Annotated in this window: 14 protein-coding genes; 6 read left to right on the top strand and 8 right to left on the bottom strand. The window is 40.8% G+C overall.

Annotated elements, in window-relative coordinates:
* Window positions 1–1047: 1047 nt before the first annotated feature.
* A complete protein-coding gene (locus tag V7K79_RS26225) occupies window positions 1048–1395 on the top strand; it encodes a HetP family heterocyst commitment protein (protein WP_335052035.1) in 348 nt (115 codons plus the stop codon).
* Between the two features lie 1236 nt (window positions 1396–2631).
* Here the strand turns inward: V7K79_RS26225 and rpe are convergent.
* The gene (gene rpe, locus V7K79_RS26220) at window positions 2632–3342 is read right to left on the bottom strand and encodes a ribulose-phosphate 3-epimerase (protein ID WP_335052033.1); all 711 of its coding nucleotides are present in this window, start codon (window positions 3340–3342) and stop codon (window positions 2632–2634) included.
* Between the two features lie 239 nt (window positions 3343–3581).
* Between rpe and V7K79_RS26215 the strand changes: the two genes are divergently transcribed.
* Together V7K79_RS26215 and V7K79_RS26210 are read left to right on the top strand one after the other, a co-directional pair.
* Window positions 3582–5177 (top strand): S8 family serine peptidase, encoded by a 1596-nt coding sequence (locus V7K79_RS26215; RefSeq protein ID WP_335051878.1) that lies wholly within the window; start codon window positions 3582–3584, stop codon window positions 5175–5177.
* Window positions 5178–5574: 397 nt separating this feature from the next.
* Window positions 5575–6906: a serpin family protein gene (locus V7K79_RS26210; protein WP_335051876.1), complete on the top strand. Its 1332-nt coding sequence runs from the start codon at window positions 5575–5577 to the stop codon at window positions 6904–6906.
* Window positions 6907–7021: 115 nt separating this feature from the next.
* Here the strand turns inward: V7K79_RS26210 and V7K79_RS26205 are convergent, their stop codons facing one another.
* Window positions 7022–7624, bottom strand: a complete 603-nt coding sequence (locus tag V7K79_RS26205) for a hypothetical protein (protein WP_335051874.1) — start codon at window positions 7622–7624, stop codon at window positions 7022–7024.
* Between the two features lie 910 nt (window positions 7625–8534).
* On the opposite strand from V7K79_RS26205, the gene ribD reads away from it, so the two are divergent.
* Window positions 8535–9752 (top strand): bifunctional diaminohydroxyphosphoribosylaminopyrimidine deaminase/5-amino-6-(5-phosphoribosylamino)uracil reductase RibD, encoded by a 1218-nt coding sequence (gene ribD, locus V7K79_RS26200; protein WP_335052031.1) that lies wholly within the window; start codon window positions 8535–8537, stop codon window positions 9750–9752.
* Window positions 9753–9817: 65 nt separating this feature from the next.
* Here the strand turns inward: ribD and V7K79_RS26195 are convergent, their stop codons facing one another.
* The 3 genes from V7K79_RS26195 to V7K79_RS26185 form a co-directional block, all read right to left on the bottom strand.
* Window positions 9818–10030 (bottom strand): hypothetical protein, encoded by a 213-nt coding sequence (locus V7K79_RS26195; RefSeq protein ID WP_335051872.1) that lies wholly within the window; start codon window positions 10028–10030, stop codon window positions 9818–9820.
* Between the two features lie 695 nt (window positions 10031–10725).
* Window positions 10726–12504, bottom strand: coding sequence for a protein kinase domain-containing protein (locus V7K79_RS26190; RefSeq protein ID WP_335051870.1), 1779 nt, complete (start codon window positions 12502–12504; stop codon window positions 10726–10728).
* Window positions 12505–13217: 713 nt separating this feature from the next.
* Window positions 13218–13415 carry a hypothetical protein gene (locus tag V7K79_RS26185; RefSeq protein WP_335051868.1) on the bottom strand — a complete coding sequence of 66 codons (198 nt, stop codon included), beginning with the start codon at window positions 13413–13415 and terminating at the stop codon, window positions 13218–13220.
* Between V7K79_RS26185 and V7K79_RS26180 the strand changes: the two genes are divergently transcribed.
* On the top strand, window positions 13406–14575 hold the full coding sequence (locus V7K79_RS26180; protein WP_335051866.1) for a homocysteine biosynthesis protein: 1170 nt from the start codon (window positions 13406–13408) through the stop codon (window positions 14573–14575). The genes V7K79_RS26185 and V7K79_RS26180 overlap by 10 nt on opposite strands.
* 121 nt (window positions 14576–14696) lie before the next feature.
* Here the strand turns inward: V7K79_RS26180 and V7K79_RS26175 are convergent, their stop codons facing one another.
* The gene (locus V7K79_RS26175) at window positions 14697–15722 is read right to left on the bottom strand and encodes a hypothetical protein (protein WP_335051864.1); all 1026 of its coding nucleotides are present in this window, start codon (window positions 15720–15722) and stop codon (window positions 14697–14699) included.
* A 378-nt stretch (window positions 15723–16100) separates the two neighbouring features.
* Here V7K79_RS26175 and V7K79_RS26170 point away from each other — a divergent pair, with 378 nt between their 5' ends.
* Complete coding sequence (locus tag V7K79_RS26170; RefSeq protein ID WP_335051863.1) at window positions 16101–16994, top strand: tetratricopeptide repeat protein; 894 nt, start codon at window positions 16101–16103, stop codon at window positions 16992–16994.
* Window positions 16995–17115: 121 nt separating this feature from the next.
* On the opposite strand, the gene V7K79_RS26165 is transcribed toward V7K79_RS26170, so the two are convergent.
* Both V7K79_RS26165 and V7K79_RS26160 read right to left on the bottom strand, forming a co-directional pair.
* Window positions 17116–17736, bottom strand: a complete 621-nt coding sequence (locus V7K79_RS26165; RefSeq protein WP_335051861.1) for a TMEM165/GDT1 family protein — start codon at window positions 17734–17736, stop codon at window positions 17116–17118.
* A 309-nt stretch (window positions 17737–18045) separates the two neighbouring features.
* A complete protein-coding gene (locus V7K79_RS26160; RefSeq protein ID WP_335051859.1) occupies window positions 18046–18360 on the bottom strand; it encodes a DUF29 domain-containing protein in 315 nt (104 codons plus the stop codon).
* Window positions 18361–18462 lie beyond the last annotated feature (102 nt).

Genomic DNA, 18462 nt, shown 5'->3' with positions numbered 1-18462 from the left:
GGTGGACTCATACTATAACCCGTGAATAGCTTATTGTCAATAAATTAATTGTGTAGTTGTCTGGAGAGATAAAGGCGATCGCATATTTATTTTTGCTCTTGTACCACCATTTAGCCCAATTACTACTACATTTTTAATCTCAATTTAATAAATTTGTTAGATATTAATACATATATAAATCGCTACATAATCAAATTAATAATATTTTGTATTAGTTAACTTTATATCTATTCTTAAATTCTCTAATATTGTACAAACTTAGCTTGCTACATTGTTTTGAGTAGAGTTATCCACTTGTGGATATTTTTCTTAACTTAGCTAAGGATCATTATTACTATCTATCTATATTCTTACTAACCAGGAATTTTTTTTCTAGTCTAATTTCTAATTACTGACTGAATTATTATAAAATATTTATGAGTAGTTTACAGCAATTATATAGATACGTTAAAGCTGTAGTTTTTGTAAACCAATTAAGACAACTCTAATAAGTATCATTGTTTAATTGAACTTATCGATAAATAGGTTCAATCCTATGGCTGTGAAAGGTTTTGCTTCCCACCACCTTATATTTTTATTAGTTGTTTTACATTCTATTTAATGGTATTGTTTTCTAGTTACCCAACAATAATAAAGGTTTATAAATAATATCGGGTGAGGGGTCTTACCCCTCATAAATTAGCCAAATAGGACAAAACTAAAAGCTGCACAATATATAAGTAAGTATCGGAATCTATTCAGTAAATTTGACCTATAACTATACTAGATTAGGAGATGAGGTTAACGACAAAGAATAGTATAAATACAAATGGTGTTACTAACTCTCAAAGATAAATATGTTTTCTATTGTAGTCTCAAAAAATATGCAAACTTCCCGGAAATTGCCTAATTCAACAGTAGTAATAAATATAAGCGTGTGAACCAATAAATACCACTAGCAATTCAAGATTTGTAAAAAGGCTAGTGCAATCTGTACACTTCAATTGAAACATCAACAATTGCAGAGAAGAAAATAGTTTCCTTCACATAAAACAACTAAAAGCTATGATGAATCAAGACATTGCTGGTATTAGTAGCAACTTAGAAAAGACAGTAAAAGCTCAACAATTTGACAAAGTAGTTGAAGCAATTCTTGCTGGAAAGTATTCTTGGGCATGTGTTTTAATGCTGCGATTTGGTGGTTACAATCCTCTCCATTACATTCCATATCGCACCTACAATCGGTTGCTCAAAGAGCACTCTCAGGCAGATAGGACAAAACAACAGCAAAGTGAAAATCTAAAAATGCTGAAACATACTCATGATTCCCGGTCTGAGAATAATGTGTCATCAAGCTGCTTAAGCAAAATTAAAGACGTAGCTTATCTAGAAGTAGTTAGAAAGCAAAAAGCATGAATTAATTCAAAATTCAACATGAAATACAGCCATGCACTTTCTTGTGGGGTTTCCACCTACTGAGTGAGACAAGGATTTTTTCGCCCACGAAGGCGAGGCTTTTAACCTAACTTTTTTTATAAATCCTTGGTGAGAGTTTAGACCAAAGATTGACACAGCAAATTAACAAATATCAATCAAGCAAATCGCCATTAAAACTAGAAAGTGTTCAAGACGCTTCTTTTAAATTCTAGGGATTAAATCAGGATTTACACAATAACTCTCTAAAACTCTTGTTTCTCTGCGTCCTTTGCGTCCTTCTCTAACGAAACGCTACGCGTTGGCGGAGCCTCTTGCAGAGAAGGCGGTTCGTTTTTTCATTATTTTGTGTAAGTCCTATAAATTAAAAAGTATTTAGAATCAATAGATTCTGCTCTAAAGTTGATTATCTGAAACCCGGCGATGCTAATTGAAAATTTATAGCATGGCGGGTTTTCCATAGTAGTCATGAATTTGATAGTTTTTTGTAAAAATCTGCCAAAATGGCAAATATATACTAATGATATTGGTAAACTAATAATAACTACAACTTAAACCAAAATAGAGGTGGTTTGCCAAGCAAGTTAATTTTAAAAATAAAATCAATGATTAGTTCTGACTATGAAATAAATCAAACTAATTACAAAAGTAGTCAGCATTTCATAGACTAAATAACTCCTAGACCAAGACCAATAATCCAACCGTTGCTACTGGTGGTTCTTTTTTTGAGGAAGTCTGAGCAAAAAGAATTTGGGGAGGTGGATTCCCCCAAGCCAAATTTTACACAGCTTTCACTGACTGCAGACGGTGTGAGTAATGCTGATAAAACTTTCTATCCTGTGGTTGATGTTGCTTTAGTTAATAAAGCAAACGCTTAACATCAATTCCAGGAACAGAAATAGAAAAGTTACGGTGAAATTAATTGTTGTCTTTGGCTGGTAGAACTAGTAGCTTATACGCTTCTCTTTCGACTATTGTAATCCTAGTCCTCCTAACCTGGATTATCTTTAGTTTCTAGATTTTCAATTTATATAGCAAGACTGGAAGTTCAAAACTTGAATATCTTCCAGTTTTTTATCTGTATTGAAAAATAAATAAGGCGGGCAAATTGCCCGCCTTATTTTTGTGGAGAATAAACATTTGGTGAAATCAATCTAGAAGTCTCCTAGAGACGTAGCACTACTAGATTTCTTGTTTAATGGTTAATTCAAAAATGAATTAAACCTTAGCTAATTCTGGAGTAGGACTCTTGCTGTTGCGAATTGCTGTAATAGCCTCAGCATAATCTTTAGCGTTAAACACAGCTGAGCCGGCGACGATCGCATTGGCTCCCGCTTCTAAAACTTGCCAGGTATTATTTGCCTTCAGTCCCCCATCTACTTCAATCCAAGGGTCAAGACCACGTTCATCACACATTTGGCGTAGCTTGCGGATTTTGGGTAACACACCTGGGATAAAGCTTTGACCACCAAAACCAGGGTTGACGCTCATAATTAGTATTAAATCGCACAAATCTAAAACGTGTTCAATTAGTTCTAGAGGGCTACCAGGATTAAGTACAACTCCAGCTGTCTTACCAAGCTCTTTAATTTGCCCCAAGGTACGGTGCAGGTGTGGAGAAGCATTATGCTCGCAATGCACAGTGATATGATCGGCACCCGCCTTAGCAAAATCCTCTACATACTTTTCTGGCTCCACAATCATCAAGTGGACGTCAAGTGGCTTGGTCGTAATCGGACGAATCGCCTCCACAATCAGAGGGCCTATCGTAATATTAGGTACAAAACGGCCGTCCATTACATCAACATGAATCCAATCTGCTCCAGCTGCATCTATGGCGCGAATTTCGTCACCCAGACGACTAAAATCGGCTGATAGGATAGATGGAGCAATTACAATGGGCTTTTGAGATAGGTGGTTTTGGGTCATGGCTTGTGGATTTTTAAGCGTCCTCATCTGTACGCATTGTAACAAAACATTGAGCAAGACTCATAATTTTGATCCCGGTTTTTTGGGGACTAGGGATTGGGGAAGGTGGGGCCCCCTCTGGGGATAAGGGGTAATGGGGATTAGAGACTGGGGATTAGGGACAAGGAGAATAACTTATGCCCAATGCCCAATAACCGATGACTAATGACTAATGACTAATGACTAATAACTAATAACTAATGACTAAAAAACTAATCTGGATATTTTGGGGATTAACTGCTTCTTGTATAAGTGCGCCGGTAATTGCTTCAGCTTTAGAATCTGGACTAGGAACTAACGGCATTGATGCTCTAAAGCTACATAAACCTCCTTATAATTTAATCGGTCGTAAGATTGCTATTGGGCAAGTGGAAATTGGTCGGCCAGGAATGTTTGGGTGGGATAAGGCGGTGTCTAAAAATCGTGCTATATCTGTAGCTGCGGTTTTCTTACGCAATGGCCCAGCTAAGTCTAATACAGGTGTTGACCCCCACGCCTACAATGTTGCTGGTGTGATGGTGAGTCAAGACAAAGCTTTGCCAGGAGTTGCTCCCGGAGCGCGATTGTATTCATCAGCAGTGGGTTCTACTAAAAACATGGGTCAGCCAGAAGAGTGCTTATCGGCACAGCACATAGCGCTCCAAAATGGTGGTGATGTCCGTGCGATTAACTTTAGCTTCGGAGAACCTTTGAGCCGTGATCCTCGACCGGAAGCTGCTTTAGATGGTAATGCTTTACTAACTTTATGTGTTGACTGGTCTAGTCGCTTTCATGATGTTTTGTATGCGATCGCTGGCAACCAGGGGAAAGGCGGTATTCCTATTCCTACAGATAATTTTAACGGAATTAATGTGGCTTTTTCATCCCGCCGAGGGGGAGTTTTTAATAAAGTAGATGTGGCGAATCTAGCGGGTGTTAACCAAGGGGTGAGTGGAAGACTTGCTGGAAAGGAATTTGACCTTGATGGGCGTCGCGCTATCAGTTTAGTTGCTCCTGGCAATAATATTTCTTTGCTCAATCCTGATGGCAAATTGAACAAGGTTACAGGTACAAGTTTTGCAGCACCTCAAGTTACAGCTACTGTTGCTCTGTTACAAGAACTTGCTGATCGACAGTTGCGGACAAAACAACTTCACTGGAGCATTGATGCTCGGCGTCATCAAGTGATGAAAGCTGTATTGCTGAATTCAGCAGACAAAATTTTAGATAGCGGCGATGGCTTAAAGCTGGGAATGACTCGGACGCTAATTGATAAGCAAAATCAAAACTGGCTAGATTCTGATGCTTACAAAGATCCAAAGATTCCCTTAGATGCTCAAATGGGAGCGGGTCATTTGAATGCATTTCGCGCTTATCAGCAGTTTAATGCTGGTCAATGGCAGGCATCAGCTGCGGTGCCAGCTATTGGTTGGGATTATCGCACAGTTGATGTTGGAGCATCTGTTGACTATATATTAGCAAAACCGTTAAAGCAGGGAAGTTTTGTTGCTATCACTTTGAGTTGGGATCGATTGGTAGAACTCAACGATAAAAATAAAAACCAGCAATATGATGTAGGCGAAAGTTTTCGCGATCGCGGTTTGAATAATCTTGACCTTTACTTAGTAAAAGCTGATGCTCAAAATTCAGATGCTGGTGCTGTTTGCTCCTCAATCAGCCAAATTGATAGTGTAGAACATATTTTCTGTCCTGTTAGTGCTACTGGCAATTACAAAATCCGTGTCCAGTTTCGTCAAAAGCTGAATGAAGCGACTCAACCCTATAGTTTAGCTTGGTGGAGTGTACCGATTAATTGAAATAGGGTAGCACAAATATCTGTGTAAAATTACAGCGTTTTTCTCGTTTCCTTACTCCCTATGGAAACGAGATTTCTTGCCTCTGAAAAACGTTATTCGATCTATCAAAATTTAACTGAAGTGATTAATTTATGATTACGTAGCTTAGAATACGTTTATACGTAAAGATAAAATTTATTCAAATCAAAAATTTTTATAACTCATCTGTATAGCTTTATCAATAAGGAATTAGCAACTCTACAAGTTGTATTTAATTCCTCTAAGCTATTAATTTGCTGTTACGAAAACTGTAACAGTCCTATTTTCCATTGAAGTAAATGCAATAGTTAGTCATTGACACAGTATCTGCGTCAACTCTGAGCACAAATCGGGAATCTTTGGCAAGTGAGGTAGCAGAATGAATCGGCAGAAGTTGAGTAATGCAAAAGAAAATTTCCTGCAAAGACGTTACGGTGTTAGTCTAGGCAGACGTTATGCTCTAGCTGCTGCAAGTGTTGTTTTATTCAGTGTATTAGGGTATTCTCCAGTAGATAGTAATAAAAGTGCCCTTGCGCAATCTAGTTTACCTCAGCCAGAAACTCCATTGCAAAAAAAAACAGCCAAAACTGAGACAAAAATCGTTGAGTCTAGCAATAAGTTTGGCTTTAAACTATTTTCAGAAGTTCTGAAAAACGATGGCGGTGATCAGAATGTTTTTATCTCACCTTCAAGTGTTGCGATCGCTCTTGCTATGACTTATAACGGCGCTAGCGGCTCGACTCAACAAGCAATGGCAAAAACCCTGGAATTACAGGGGATGAATCTACCAGAAATTAACTCTTCTTACGCGGCGGTATTAAAACAGCTTTTAGACAACTCGGATACGAAAGTGCAATTGAAAATTGCTAACTCACTTTGGGCAAATCAAGATGTTAGCTTTGCGCCAGACTTTCTCAATAGAACCCAGGACTTCTATCAAGCCCAAGTCAGCAATTTAAACTTTCAAGATGCCGCCGCATCTAATATTATCAATAACTGGGTCAAAGAAAATACTAACAGCAAAATCACTAAAATAGTTGAAAAAATTGAACCAAATCAGGTGTTATTTCTGATTAATGCCATATATTTTAAAGGTAATTGGAGTAATGAGTTTGACAAAAAGCAAACTGCTCCATATCCTTTTTACATCACATCTGACAGGCAAAAACAACAACCAATGATGTCACAGGATGGTGATTATAGATACTATGAAAGCGAAAAATTTCAGGCAGTTAGTTTACCTTATGGTAAAGATAGTAAAATAAGTTTTTATATATTCTTACCCAAAAAGAATTCTAACCTCAAAGCGTTTTATCAAAACTTGAATGTTGAGAACTGGGAAAAATGGATGACTCAGTTCAATAACCAAAAAGGATTTATTCGCCTACCTCGCTTCAAAACAGATTACGAGATTACACTCAATGATGCGTTAAAAACTTTAGGCATGGGGGAAGCTTTCAGCAACAAAGCCAATTTTTCTGGCATGGGTAAAAATTTTGCCATTAGCCAAGTTAAGCATAAAACTTTTGTTGAAGTAAATGAAGAAGGCACTGAAGCGGCTGCGGCTACTTCAGTGGGAATAGTAGCAACATCTTTAAGACAGGAACCAGAACCATTCCGAATGATTGTCGATCGTCCCTTCTTCTGTGCCATCAGGGATAATCAGACGGGAAACATTTTGTTTATGGGTTCAATTATCGAGCCACAATGAGGATATTAGGAGAAATTGAAGACTCAATCTTTTTAATCGAGAACTTCTAAAAAATTAAATCCTCAGTAAATGTAAATGATTAATTTGCATTCATTGTATGTGCGGATAGTAATTTTTATAAATCATTATTCGTAAAAGTAACTATGGATGGTGAAAATCCTTTTAGTGATGGGTAAAATTCTAATCTCGCCGCATAATCATCTGTTTGTGATAGTTCCAGTTCAATTGTTTGCTGCTCTTTTTCATCGAAAAGCAACTGAATTTGATAAATTGTCCAGAATTGTTCACCTAATTCATCTTCTAAATCAAAAGGCTGTTCTTCATCACCCCATATATTCGACCAAAGGACTATTTGATTAGCCCGAAAATGGTTTTGACATTTTGTATCTCCAACTACAAAATGTACTTCGACATTTAAATTAAATCCCAAATCATCGACTTCTGCCTCTGCTATCTGACAGCTAACGACAATTAAACTATCTATGTTAATATCTACTACCTGCTGTTGGCGTTGTAATAATTCTTGGAAAACAAAATTAGGTAATACTTTTGAACTTTCATCAAGTATGTTTTCTTGAGTTTCTGGAGAGTAACGATTTTTTAATTCTTGTGTGATTACATTTAAAATATATTCACTGGCTAAATTGACAACTATCTGTTTATTTTCAGGATTAAGGAAACATCCTTGATTAAGATTAATATGTTTTTTAATTGGCATAATTCTGTAAAATCCTTATGCAAACGGATAATTCACAAATCAAACTAAAACAAAGGTAAGGAATAAATATTACTTTAGCTTCTATTCTATTCCTATTGCTGCTAAAACATTTGAAATAGCACTACACGAATTTTACACGCGATAGTTTGCTTTCTTTTTTAACAGAAGTCCATAAATCCATTTCCCGCCTGATGAATCGTAATTGCGATCGCACCACCGTCGCGGGTTGTATCCAAAGTGTCTGCAAGTTAATATAGATATAAGTGCAACGTTCACAGTGAAATGCGTCCCTCAAGCCCTACACAAGCGTATTTTACAAGTTCAGCTTTGGTTTGCGAATGCGATCGCGTTTATTGACCAGCATTTATGCTTTTGAATCATTCTTGGGTGTAAATGGTAAGCCATGAAGCGAATCGAGCGCAACGCTTACGGCAGCAAGCTACGCAAAGACGGACAAACGGCAATCCGACATTTAGCTGAAGCTGCTAGGTGGTAAGCACATCCAAGGCAAGCTTATGAGTAAAGTCACGCCGTGTGCAATTTAATTTTGTTAAAGATTCCATTGTGGGGTAGGCATCTTGCTATACCACAAGGGACGGACAAGATGTCCATCCCACAAGAATAAAAAAGTCGCACATCGCTTTAAAGTCGTAAACCTACTGTTGCAGGAATTGTGTAAAATAATTCCTCTGACCTGATCTTATTAACCCTTCATTTGGATAAAGGGTTTTGAAATGTCTCTAACTTTCAGTTACCCTGAACTGTAAGTGTGAATATTACAGACTCATGTAAGTTGAGACAGCCAATAATGCGCCTAGATATTACTGTTTAATTATCAGGAGCAAAGCACGATTCTTTTGTGGAGAGGCTGCGCGATCGCGTGCAGAATATTACAGTATTGCCTAAAATTATGGATAATTCCCCAGTGGTCGCTCAAGCAGATGCATCTTTACCAAATTACACTCAGGAAAATACACAAATAGTAGAGTCAGTAGCTGGCTCGAATTCACCACCGAAGCAAAAAGTAGGAAGTGACTTTGACTCTCGCATGATGCTGCGGTGTTTGGAACTGGCTCGCCGTGCTTTAGGACGGACTTCGCCAAATCCATTAGTGGGAGCGGTGATTGTCAAGGATGGTGAGATTGTCGGCGAAGGATTTCATCCTCGCGCAGGTGAGCCTCATGCAGAAGTGTTTGCTTTAAAAGCAGCAGGCGATCGCTCTCGTGGTGCAACAATCTATGTCAGCCTCGAACCTTGCAATCACTACGGGCGCACTCCCCCTTGTTCGGAAGGATTGATTCAAGCTGGGGTGGCAAAAGTAGTAGTGGGTATGGTTGATCCCAATCCACTGGTGGCTGGAGGTGGTATCGCCCGTTTACGGGCGGCGGGGATCGAAGTGTTGGTAGGAGTAGAAGAAGAAGCTTGCCGTCAGCTAAATGAAGCTTTTGTACATCGCATTCTCCATAAGCGACCTTTGGGAATTTTAAAATATGCCATGACTTTAGATGGTAAAATTGCTACTACCTCTGGTCATAGCGCTTGGGTAACAAGTCAAGAAGCCCGCAATGAAGTACATCTAGTACGGGCGGCTTGTGATGCCATAATTGTCGGTGGAAATACAGTCCGACAAGATAATCCTTACTTAACCAGCCATCATTTGGAGGCGCATAATCCTCTGCGGGTAGTAATGAGTCGCCATCTCAATTTACCGCCAAGCGCACATCTGTGGCAAACTGCGGATGCTCCAACTTTGGTGTTGACACAGAAGGGTGCTAATCCCGATTTTCAAGAACTGTTGCTCAAACAAGGTGTAGAGGTGGTGGAATTAGCATCACTTGTACCGGATAAAGCAATGGCGTACTTATATGAACGAGGTTTTTGTAGCGTGCTGTGGGAGTGTGGTGGTACTTTAGCTGCTAGTGCGATCGCTCAAGGAGCAGTGCAAAAAGTTTTGGCATTTATTGCTCCAAAAATCATTGGTGGTAATATTGCTCCCACACCAGTGGGCGATTTAGGTTTTACTACCATGACTGAGGCGTTGTCTTTAGAACGCGTTCGTTGGCGTGTAGTCGGCTCTGACTGCTTAGTGGAAGGTTATTTTTCCCCAAAAGCTAATAGTCAACAGTAATAACACTTGAGGATCAATTTATTATCTTGATTTGGTGTTGGCGTAGCCCGCCTTAAGCATCGCGATCACTGGCGTTCATGGACAATATCACGTATAAGGGCTAGCCGAGATTGAATGTAATGGCATAGAAAGTCAGTTTCGTTAGAATCTAACAACACTTGCGTTTCGGTTTGTTTTACTAACCACTGCACTAAGCTAGCATCATCCAGTTGTAAGAGGAGCTTGGCTTGCGCGGTTTCAACCACTGACCAAAGCTGACGCATGATTGTAGGAGTCATCAGACCTCAATTGAATAATTTAGCTTTGCTGTCTTCAGATTACACAACTTTGATCGCAAATTACTACATGAATGTAGAAATTGAGACAAGTATTATTAAAAACTTAATAATGGTATTTATAACTTTATGAATATTAAGAATTTTAAACTTTCTTTGTGAGGCGGTGCTAAATTTTCTTTCTTCCTTTGTGTGCTTTCTACCCTTTGCGGTTCATTCCTGATATAGTTTGGTACATTTCTATACAGAAAGGGTATTTTCTTTCATAGCGATCGCCACATAGAATCTCAGTACATGGCTGATACCTTGATTTGTCTTTGCATCTGAGCAAAATTAAAAGAGTCAAATTATATAGCCGTAGTCACATAGGTTAAGACATTTTAAAAGAGTGAAAGCTAGGAATAGTAATAGTTTTACCTCCAGCATAGCTGCCTCCTGCCTCCTGCCTCCTGCTATACCTTTCAATACTTTGAAAATTATACTAATTTGAAAAAAGAATGCGACAGATACACATCTCCAAAACTTTGTCCTGTCTAGATTCTTAATGCGTGAATTTTGAATTGATATTATCTCTTGTGTAGGCAATACATTAGAGCTTACTATCTATTTTTCTTGGAAAATTAAGTGCATTTCACGAACTATTTTCAAAACCTCATTTCTTGCCTTCAAGGAAATGTTAAAAATATATCATTAAGAGATTAACACTTTTTGCCTGTAGATGGACTTACAAAATCATGTAAGTCTACATCCCAAATACTGATATAAATAAAATCACATTCTTGGCGGATAATTTGGCCTTTGACTGAGCCATTTTTAAAACTAAAATTATCAGATTGGCGCTGTTGTACCTGTTTGAGTCCCTGCTTAATTTCTTCAGTAACTTGCCCTGCTAACATTCCATTCAAGGTAGTCTTCATTACCTGTGGGTCTACCGATTGGGCAAAAGATACCTCAGTTTGACGCAACGTTTTAGAATTACGATCGAATAAGTAGCCAAGGTCAATTTTGTTTGGCACTAGTTTGTAAACGATCGCACGAGTATTGCCCCATGCACCTCTTAAATCTTGATTTGGTTTGCCGAGGGTAGCTTCTACGGCGCTTCTTGGTGTACCTGTAGGAAATGCGGGAACGTTTTGGTTAGTGGTAGCTAATTTACTAGGCAGTCGCTTGCTGTTTTGTGGTATAGGAGCTGCGCTCGTCTCATCCTTTGGTTCTGGCTGTGGTGTAGATACTGCTATCGGTACTGGAGTATCTAAAGTGACAGGCTCTTTTTTTGGCTGTGCTATGGGTACAACTGGAGGATTAAGAGTTGGTCGCTGTCGTGGTGGTGAACTAGGGATAACTGGGACTGGAGAAGTTTGGGAGGAAACGGGTGGTTCGGTAGATGCAGAAGTTGGAAAAGATTCTGGCGATGGCGTGGGATTTGTGCCAATGGTTGTTTCTGGTTGTTGCTGACGAATCATGCTAGGAATTGCTACTGCACCAATCAAGCCACCGATGAGCAAACTACCAACAATCACAGCAGATTTTTGCCAGTTACCAGAAGAAGTGGAAGATACTGGAATCGCCGAATTTTTTTGCGGATAATATAATGGCTGGGTTTGTTGAGTCGATGTAGCAGTGGCAGAAAAACTGACTGTGGAAGTATTTGCAGCTGACTGCAAGGCATATAGCATTTTACTAGCAGTGCTGTAGCGATCGCCAGCATGAGGCTTAATTGCCTGATTGAGTACCGTCGCCAATTGAGAAGATACGTTAGGGACGTGTTGCTGCCAAAGTATTTCCCCAGTTTTCAGATCGGTTAGCAATTCTTGCGGGTGTTTACCAGTCAGCAGATAAATCGCCGTTAAACCCAAGCTGTAGATATCAGTGGCGTAAACTGGGCGGCCAACGGCTTGTTCGCTAGACATATACCCAGGCGTACCAATGACAAGCGATCGCGTGGGGTATCCTGGAGAATTCACCACTGAACGAATTGTTTCTTTGACTGCACCAAAATCAATCAAAACTGGCTCACCATCAACAGAACGGAGAATAATATTCTCAGGCTTGATATCTCGGTGAATAATGCCTTTACTGTGGATGTAATCTAAGACTGAAAGCAGACTCAAGAGAATTTGCCGAACAGCAGTTTCACTCTCAAATCCTTTCGCTTCGACAATTTGTGTCAAGGTTTGCCCATGAATCCATTCTTGGACGAGGTAAAATTGTCCATTCTCAGAAAAGTAGGCGTAGAGTTTGGGAATTTGGTGACTACTTTCACCTAAAAACTCTAAGGTTGTTGCTTCCCGTTCAAACCGTTGTTGGATAAGTTGGTAGGTTTGCGGGTCATTATTGGTTATCGGTTTTAGTTGCTTGATTACACAGCGACGGCGAGAAGGCATGTGGACATCTTCTGCTAGAAAGGTTTCACCAAACCCACCAGCGCCGATTACCTGGATAACTTGATAGCGATTGTTTAGCAGGGTTAAAGTCATGAAAAATTACAAGCGTAGACACCGGAGACATTTCGTCTCTGGGCTTGTCGTCAGACATCGCCCTTTCCAAATGTACATCAGTTGATTCTCTTAGGTCTTACTGAAATTCTATAGACAGAGAAAAATTCTGAAGAATCCAAAGTCTAACTCTCGCTACGTTCGTCAAACAACGTCTACTCAGTAAGCCTAAGTCGATGCCTAGTAGTCTGCCAACCCAAAGATGCTGGGTGAGGGCTGGGGAAAGGGGAAAGGGAAAAGGGTAAGGGATTATAAAACCTTTCCCCCTGCCCCTTATCCCCAGAGGGGGCCCCACCTTCCCCCTTCCCCTTTACCCCGCCAAGTCACGAAAGCAAACTACTAGATTGCTGGCTACTTTTCAGAAAATATTCGCACTTGCGTTCAAATCTGCATTTACAATTGAGCAATGGCGCGGTGTGCACCAAACAACTAGGTGATAAACATGGCAATATCCCCACGTTTTATTTGCTGAACTAAATAATTCGGCAATAATCCATGTTTTATTTGATAAATTGTTTGACTACTTTTATAAGCTTAACAATGCGATCGCGCTGTGCCAGTTGCGTAAGTCCTGCTTAGTAAATCTCATTACCGTCAGCAAAATTTATCTAATACAACCTATATTTATTTTCTCATAAATATTTTAATAGTGCTTCCAAGACAGCGACTTTAGAAAGCTAAGATAAAGCGATTTATTAATACTGATGTACTAAAAAATAGCGATCGCACTGTGCCAGTTGCGTAAGTCCTGGATTGTTTACTTGAACAATAAAATATTCTAATGCCTGACTTGCCTTTTGATCAAATGTAGCAATAAAATCAGATGCGATTAATCGCGTCTCTGCCCATTCCCCACTCACCAGGAAGCGTAAGCACTGATAAGATGCGAACAATTGCCGAAATTAACGAGAAAATTAAGCGCCAACGTGCAGTGGTGTTGACAACTGAAGAATTAAAAGCACGAGTTGTAGAAATCGGTGTTACTAAAGCTACTAAAGAAGTTGACGTAATTACCACTGGTACTTTTGAGCCGATGGAATCAAGTGGTGCAATTATCAATCTGGGACATACTGACCCCCCGATAAAAATTCGCCGTTGTTGGTTAGATGGCGTGCCAGCATACTCTGGTTTTGGGGCAGTAGATTTGTATTTGGGTGCAAGTTGTGCTGTGGAGACGACAGATGGGGAAGAAGTGCGAGAACGTGGTGGTGGTCATGTAATCGAAGATTTAATCGCTGGTAAACCTATACACGTAAAAGCGCAAGGACAAGTAACAGATTGTTACCCCAGAGCAAATTTTGAAACTACAATTACCAGTGACACAATTAATCAGTTTTATTTATTCAATCCGCGCAATCTTTATCAAAATTTTATTGTTGGTGTAAATGGTGGCGATCGCCCTCTCTTCACCTATCTCGGGCCTTTACAGCCGCGTCTGGGGAATGCTGTTTATTCTAACCCCGGTGCTATTTCCCCTTTACTCAACGACCCCGATTTACAACTTGTTGGTATAGGTACTCGAATTTTTTTAGGTGGTGGTGTTGGATATGTGGCCTGGGAAGGCACTCAGCACTTCCCCTTACAAAAGCGTTTAGCTAATCGTACACCGATTGGGCCTTCTGCCACTTTAGCTTTAATTGGTGATGCCAAGCAAATGGATGCTTATTGGGTGCGGGGGTGTTACTTCAAAAGTTACGGACCCTCATTAATGTTAGGGGTTGGTGTACCGCTACCTGTATTAAATGAACAAGTAATTGAACACTGTGCCGTCCAAGATCAAGACTTAGTAGCCCCAATAGTAGATTTTTCCATTCCCCGGCGCGTCCGTCCTACCTTTGGTTTAGTGAGTTACGCTCAACTCAAATCCGGGAGGGTCATTATAGAGGGCAAAGCAGTACGCTCTGCCCCCTTAGCGAGTTTGTTTTTTTCTAGGCAAGTCGCACTAGAGTTGAAAAAGTGGATCGAAGCAGGTACGTTTACCCTTACAGAACCAGTTTCTCCAATTCCGATGGAGCGATCTTTTCTACCCCAAGATCGTCGGACGGATTTTTGATCGTGGCGACTGGGGAGTAGGGACTGGGGAATGGAGAATGGAAAAAATTAGTTGAACCCTAATATTGAATCTAAACTCCCAATCCCTAATCCCCAGTCCCCAGTACCTAATCCCCAATTCCCTAATCTTGAGTTGGTTTAGGTCGCTTAATGGGTTTAGGAGCGGGTGTTCTTGGTATAGGTTTTGACACCACTGAGGGGTCGCCGCCTGTACTTGTTTTCTTGATGGGGCGAGGAGTTTCGCCAGTGCGTCTGGGGGGGAATGGTTTTCTACCACCAGCACCACCACTGCCAGCACGAAGTCCGCCTTTAAATGGTGGTTTGCGTTTTTTGGGCAAATCAGCGATCGCCTCGGCTTTTTCTACTATCAAAACGTCAGCTTCTCGCTTGGCTTGGAAGTCCCAGAATTTGCCCACTGCTTTGGTAGTTAGCACACCCCTCAATTTCAACTTAAAATACTTCGGTTTGTCAGTTGATTTGCGTGGAGCCTGCCTAATTTTGACTACCAAGCTTTTAGCATCAAAAGATTGGTATACTACTTCACCACGAACAGAAAAACCGCCATCTGCAACTTCTGATGAAGGTTTGGGGGCAGTTGTACTTAGTTCAGAGTTCTCGGATAAGCCATCATCGAGTGTCTGTAACTCTTGCAACTCAAAATCCGATTCGTCCTCATCTGTTAAGTTTTTAGCCAGATTTTCTGGCTCCCAAACTCCAACGATTTGGATGTGCAAGGTATCATTTTCTTGTCTAGTACGTGGATATACTACCCACAAATGTTCTTTTTCTAAGTCTAGATGATTCTTGACTAAGCTCATAATCCGACCTAGGAGGACGGCATTGAGTTCTACACCATCTGCGGTCAGCAGCGTACCTTGAGTAAATTGTTCGCTGCTAGCATGATAGCGACCCCGGACTAACCCGATGGCTCGATACTGCATCGGTTCACTAGGAGGTGGAATCGGTTGCTGGCGATTAATCAAGTTCCCATTTGAGTCAGTCTCACTAAGGTTGACAGGCAAATTTTCAACTTTTTTAGAGGACTGGGCTGCTATATGAACATTAGCGGCTGCTTCTACGTTAGTTGGGCCCTGGTTAGAGGCAGAAGAATTGGAAGATTCAGGCAACGGCATCAGGTCGGAATTCATAAAAACTCCTTGCGGCACAGACACATCCCATTGTGGGATTTTACAAAGGCAGCTGGAAAGAGCATTTGTGCGACTGATGAAAGTATATTGGCTTTTCACAAAATCACACTAGGGTACTCTATACAATCCTAAAGGCGCTAAATTTAATGTATAAACACTAAATGTCTAATTTAAGGCCTTTACACTAGTTTCGGAAGCATATCATAGCTACAATTCTGACGGCTCCTCCTAAAGTCATCACTTACTTTAGCAGTGTGGATAGTTAATTGTTATAAAATTCACAGGCAATTGGCGGTATTCCGCAAAGTTTTGGAAATTTTTAACTTTACGATTTGTGTAAATAATAATGTCATTAGAGTTCAGGAGAAAGACAAAACTGTGTCTCAACCGCGCAATCGTTGGATAGTTCAAGTCGTCTTAGCAGTGGCAATTCTTGCTTTTGTGGGTGTTTCGGTGATTCCCATAATTGGAGCATTTAATAATACGCCACCCTCAAGTCAAAATACCGCTAATACCAGAGGTAGTTTGCCCTCTGCTGACCAAAAATCAAAACTGGAAGACGAAGTACGGGGTTATGAACAGGTTTTGCAAAGGGAACCAGAAAATCAGACTGCGCTTAAGGGTCTGTTACAAGCACGGCTGCAATTACTGAGTCAAAAAGATAAAAGCGAGGTTAAACCAGCCGATATCCAAGTTGTCATTGAACCCCTAGAAAAGCTAGCAAAGCTGAATCCCGAACAGTCAGAATATTCAGTGTTACTAGCTCAAGCCAAACAGCAAATTGGCGATCGCGAAGGAGCCGCTCAAGCTTATCGCTCGATTTTGTCTACGAAACCAGGGGATTTGAAGGCTTTGCAAGGAATGGTAGCTCTATTGATTAGTCAACAACGCCCCGAAGCAGCCATTGGTTTGTTGCAAGAAACTCTCTCCAATGCAGCCCAAGCAAATACAATTCAGCCTGGAAGTGTAGATATAGTAGCCGTGCAGGTGCTGTTAGGTTCTGTTCACGCTTCCCAGAAACGCTACGTTCAAGCTAGCTCTGTATATGACCAGGCAATTAAGAAAGATCCCAAAGATTTTCGCCCTGTTGTGGCAAAAGCGATGCTCCTAAAACAACAGGGCAAAGACGCAGATGCAAAACCTTTGTTTGATAGTGCCGTAGCTTTAGCACCTGCTCAGTACAAAGACGGAATCAAAAAGGCAGCAACGGCTTCCCCCACGCCTAATCCTGTTGCATCTCCCGCGCCTTCACCGGAAAGTACGCCTAAGTAATGGGCATTGGACAAACAGGGCATGGAGAACAGACAAGGTAGACAAGGAAGATGGGGAAGACAAGGGAGAGACTTGTTCAATAATTCCTCCTTGTCTCGCCTGCTCCCCTGCTTCTTCCCCCTCACGCTCCTTCAATGGCAGCAACGACACCAAAGACTAAAAACAGGCATCCGCCAATCAGGGTGAGTTGACGCTCGGAAATGCGTCCGGCAATCATTTTGCCACCGATAACTGCGATCGCAGCACAAATCGAATGTCCTAAAATTGCACCTATTGTGACTCCAATGGGGTTATTGCCTGCTGCTAAGGCAATAGTGGCAATCTGGGTGCGATCGCCCCACTCTGCCATAAATGTCAACACAAAAGCTTCTATGACAATTCCTAAGGAAGTTTTTTGCTTTGGTAACTGCAAATCTGCCTTTTTCACCGCAGCTTGGGCCTCTTCTACGACTTCTGCATCACAAGAAGCAGCTGACATCTTACTCGCGTCATATAGCAGCTTGATACCGAAGACAATAAATAAAGCTATTTCGGCGTAATGAATATAAACTTTTGGCAATAAAGATACTGCTTGTCCAAATAGCACCGAAAGGATTGTCATCGCGGCTAAAGCAGCTGTTACACCTACAAACACCAACCGCCGCGGGTGGTGCATTGCCAAAATTACAGCAATAAAAAATGTTTTATCGCCTAGTTCGGAAACTGTAATTAGTAATAAACCTGCGGTAAAAGCTGTTAACACTCTCTCAAGCTCCTGAAGAATCGTTTACCGATGTGAAGCTTGATGAGAGCCAAAAGACCTCACCAAGTTTACACTTTTCGGTGTGAACTTAGTGAAGGTCTCGCTTTCAAATATTGATTACTTGCCACCTGAACCAGGCTCATCGCCAGTATGTTGATTCAGATGTACTGGCTTTTATGCTTTTTGCCAGCAGCTACTCCCCTTCTATGCGATTACAATTATACATATTTCCCATGTATAAGTCAAGGCGGTAGGGAATAAAGAGGTATAACTTGAGAGTGAAACAGTACATACAGAACAATTCAGTGCTTACTGAGGTAAAAACCCATCATCTGTAACTTCTGCTAGTTGGTATGGACAGTTCAGAGGAAAGGATTCCATTGACAAGCCAGTTTCAGCTTTTGCTTGCTTAACCGCTTGTGCATAACACTCAGCAAAAACTATCTCAAGATAGGATTTGAGACTAGGTGAATCATCTAGAGCTTCTTTAACACGTCTACGATGTTCAATTATGCTTCCTTCCCAGCTACCGCTTCTTTTGTCGGGCTGATATTGCCATTTGAGCAAATGCATCAGAATTACAATCAAATTACTCTTGAGACTCCGGCGCTCACTCCTTCCCATATCAGCAATTGGTTGAGTCGATGGGGGATATTATTCCCTGCACCTCTCAGTTAGATCCGTGCGTACCCGTTTCCGTGTACACGGCTCCCGATGTTCTTAGCT

This window comes from Nostoc sp. (assembly GCF_036917575.1).
Classification (GTDB): Bacteria; Cyanobacteriota; Cyanobacteriia; order Cyanobacteriales; family Nostocaceae; genus Nostoc.
Note: the sequence above shows the minus strand (reverse complement) of the source record. Positions and strands in the feature narration are given on the sequence as shown.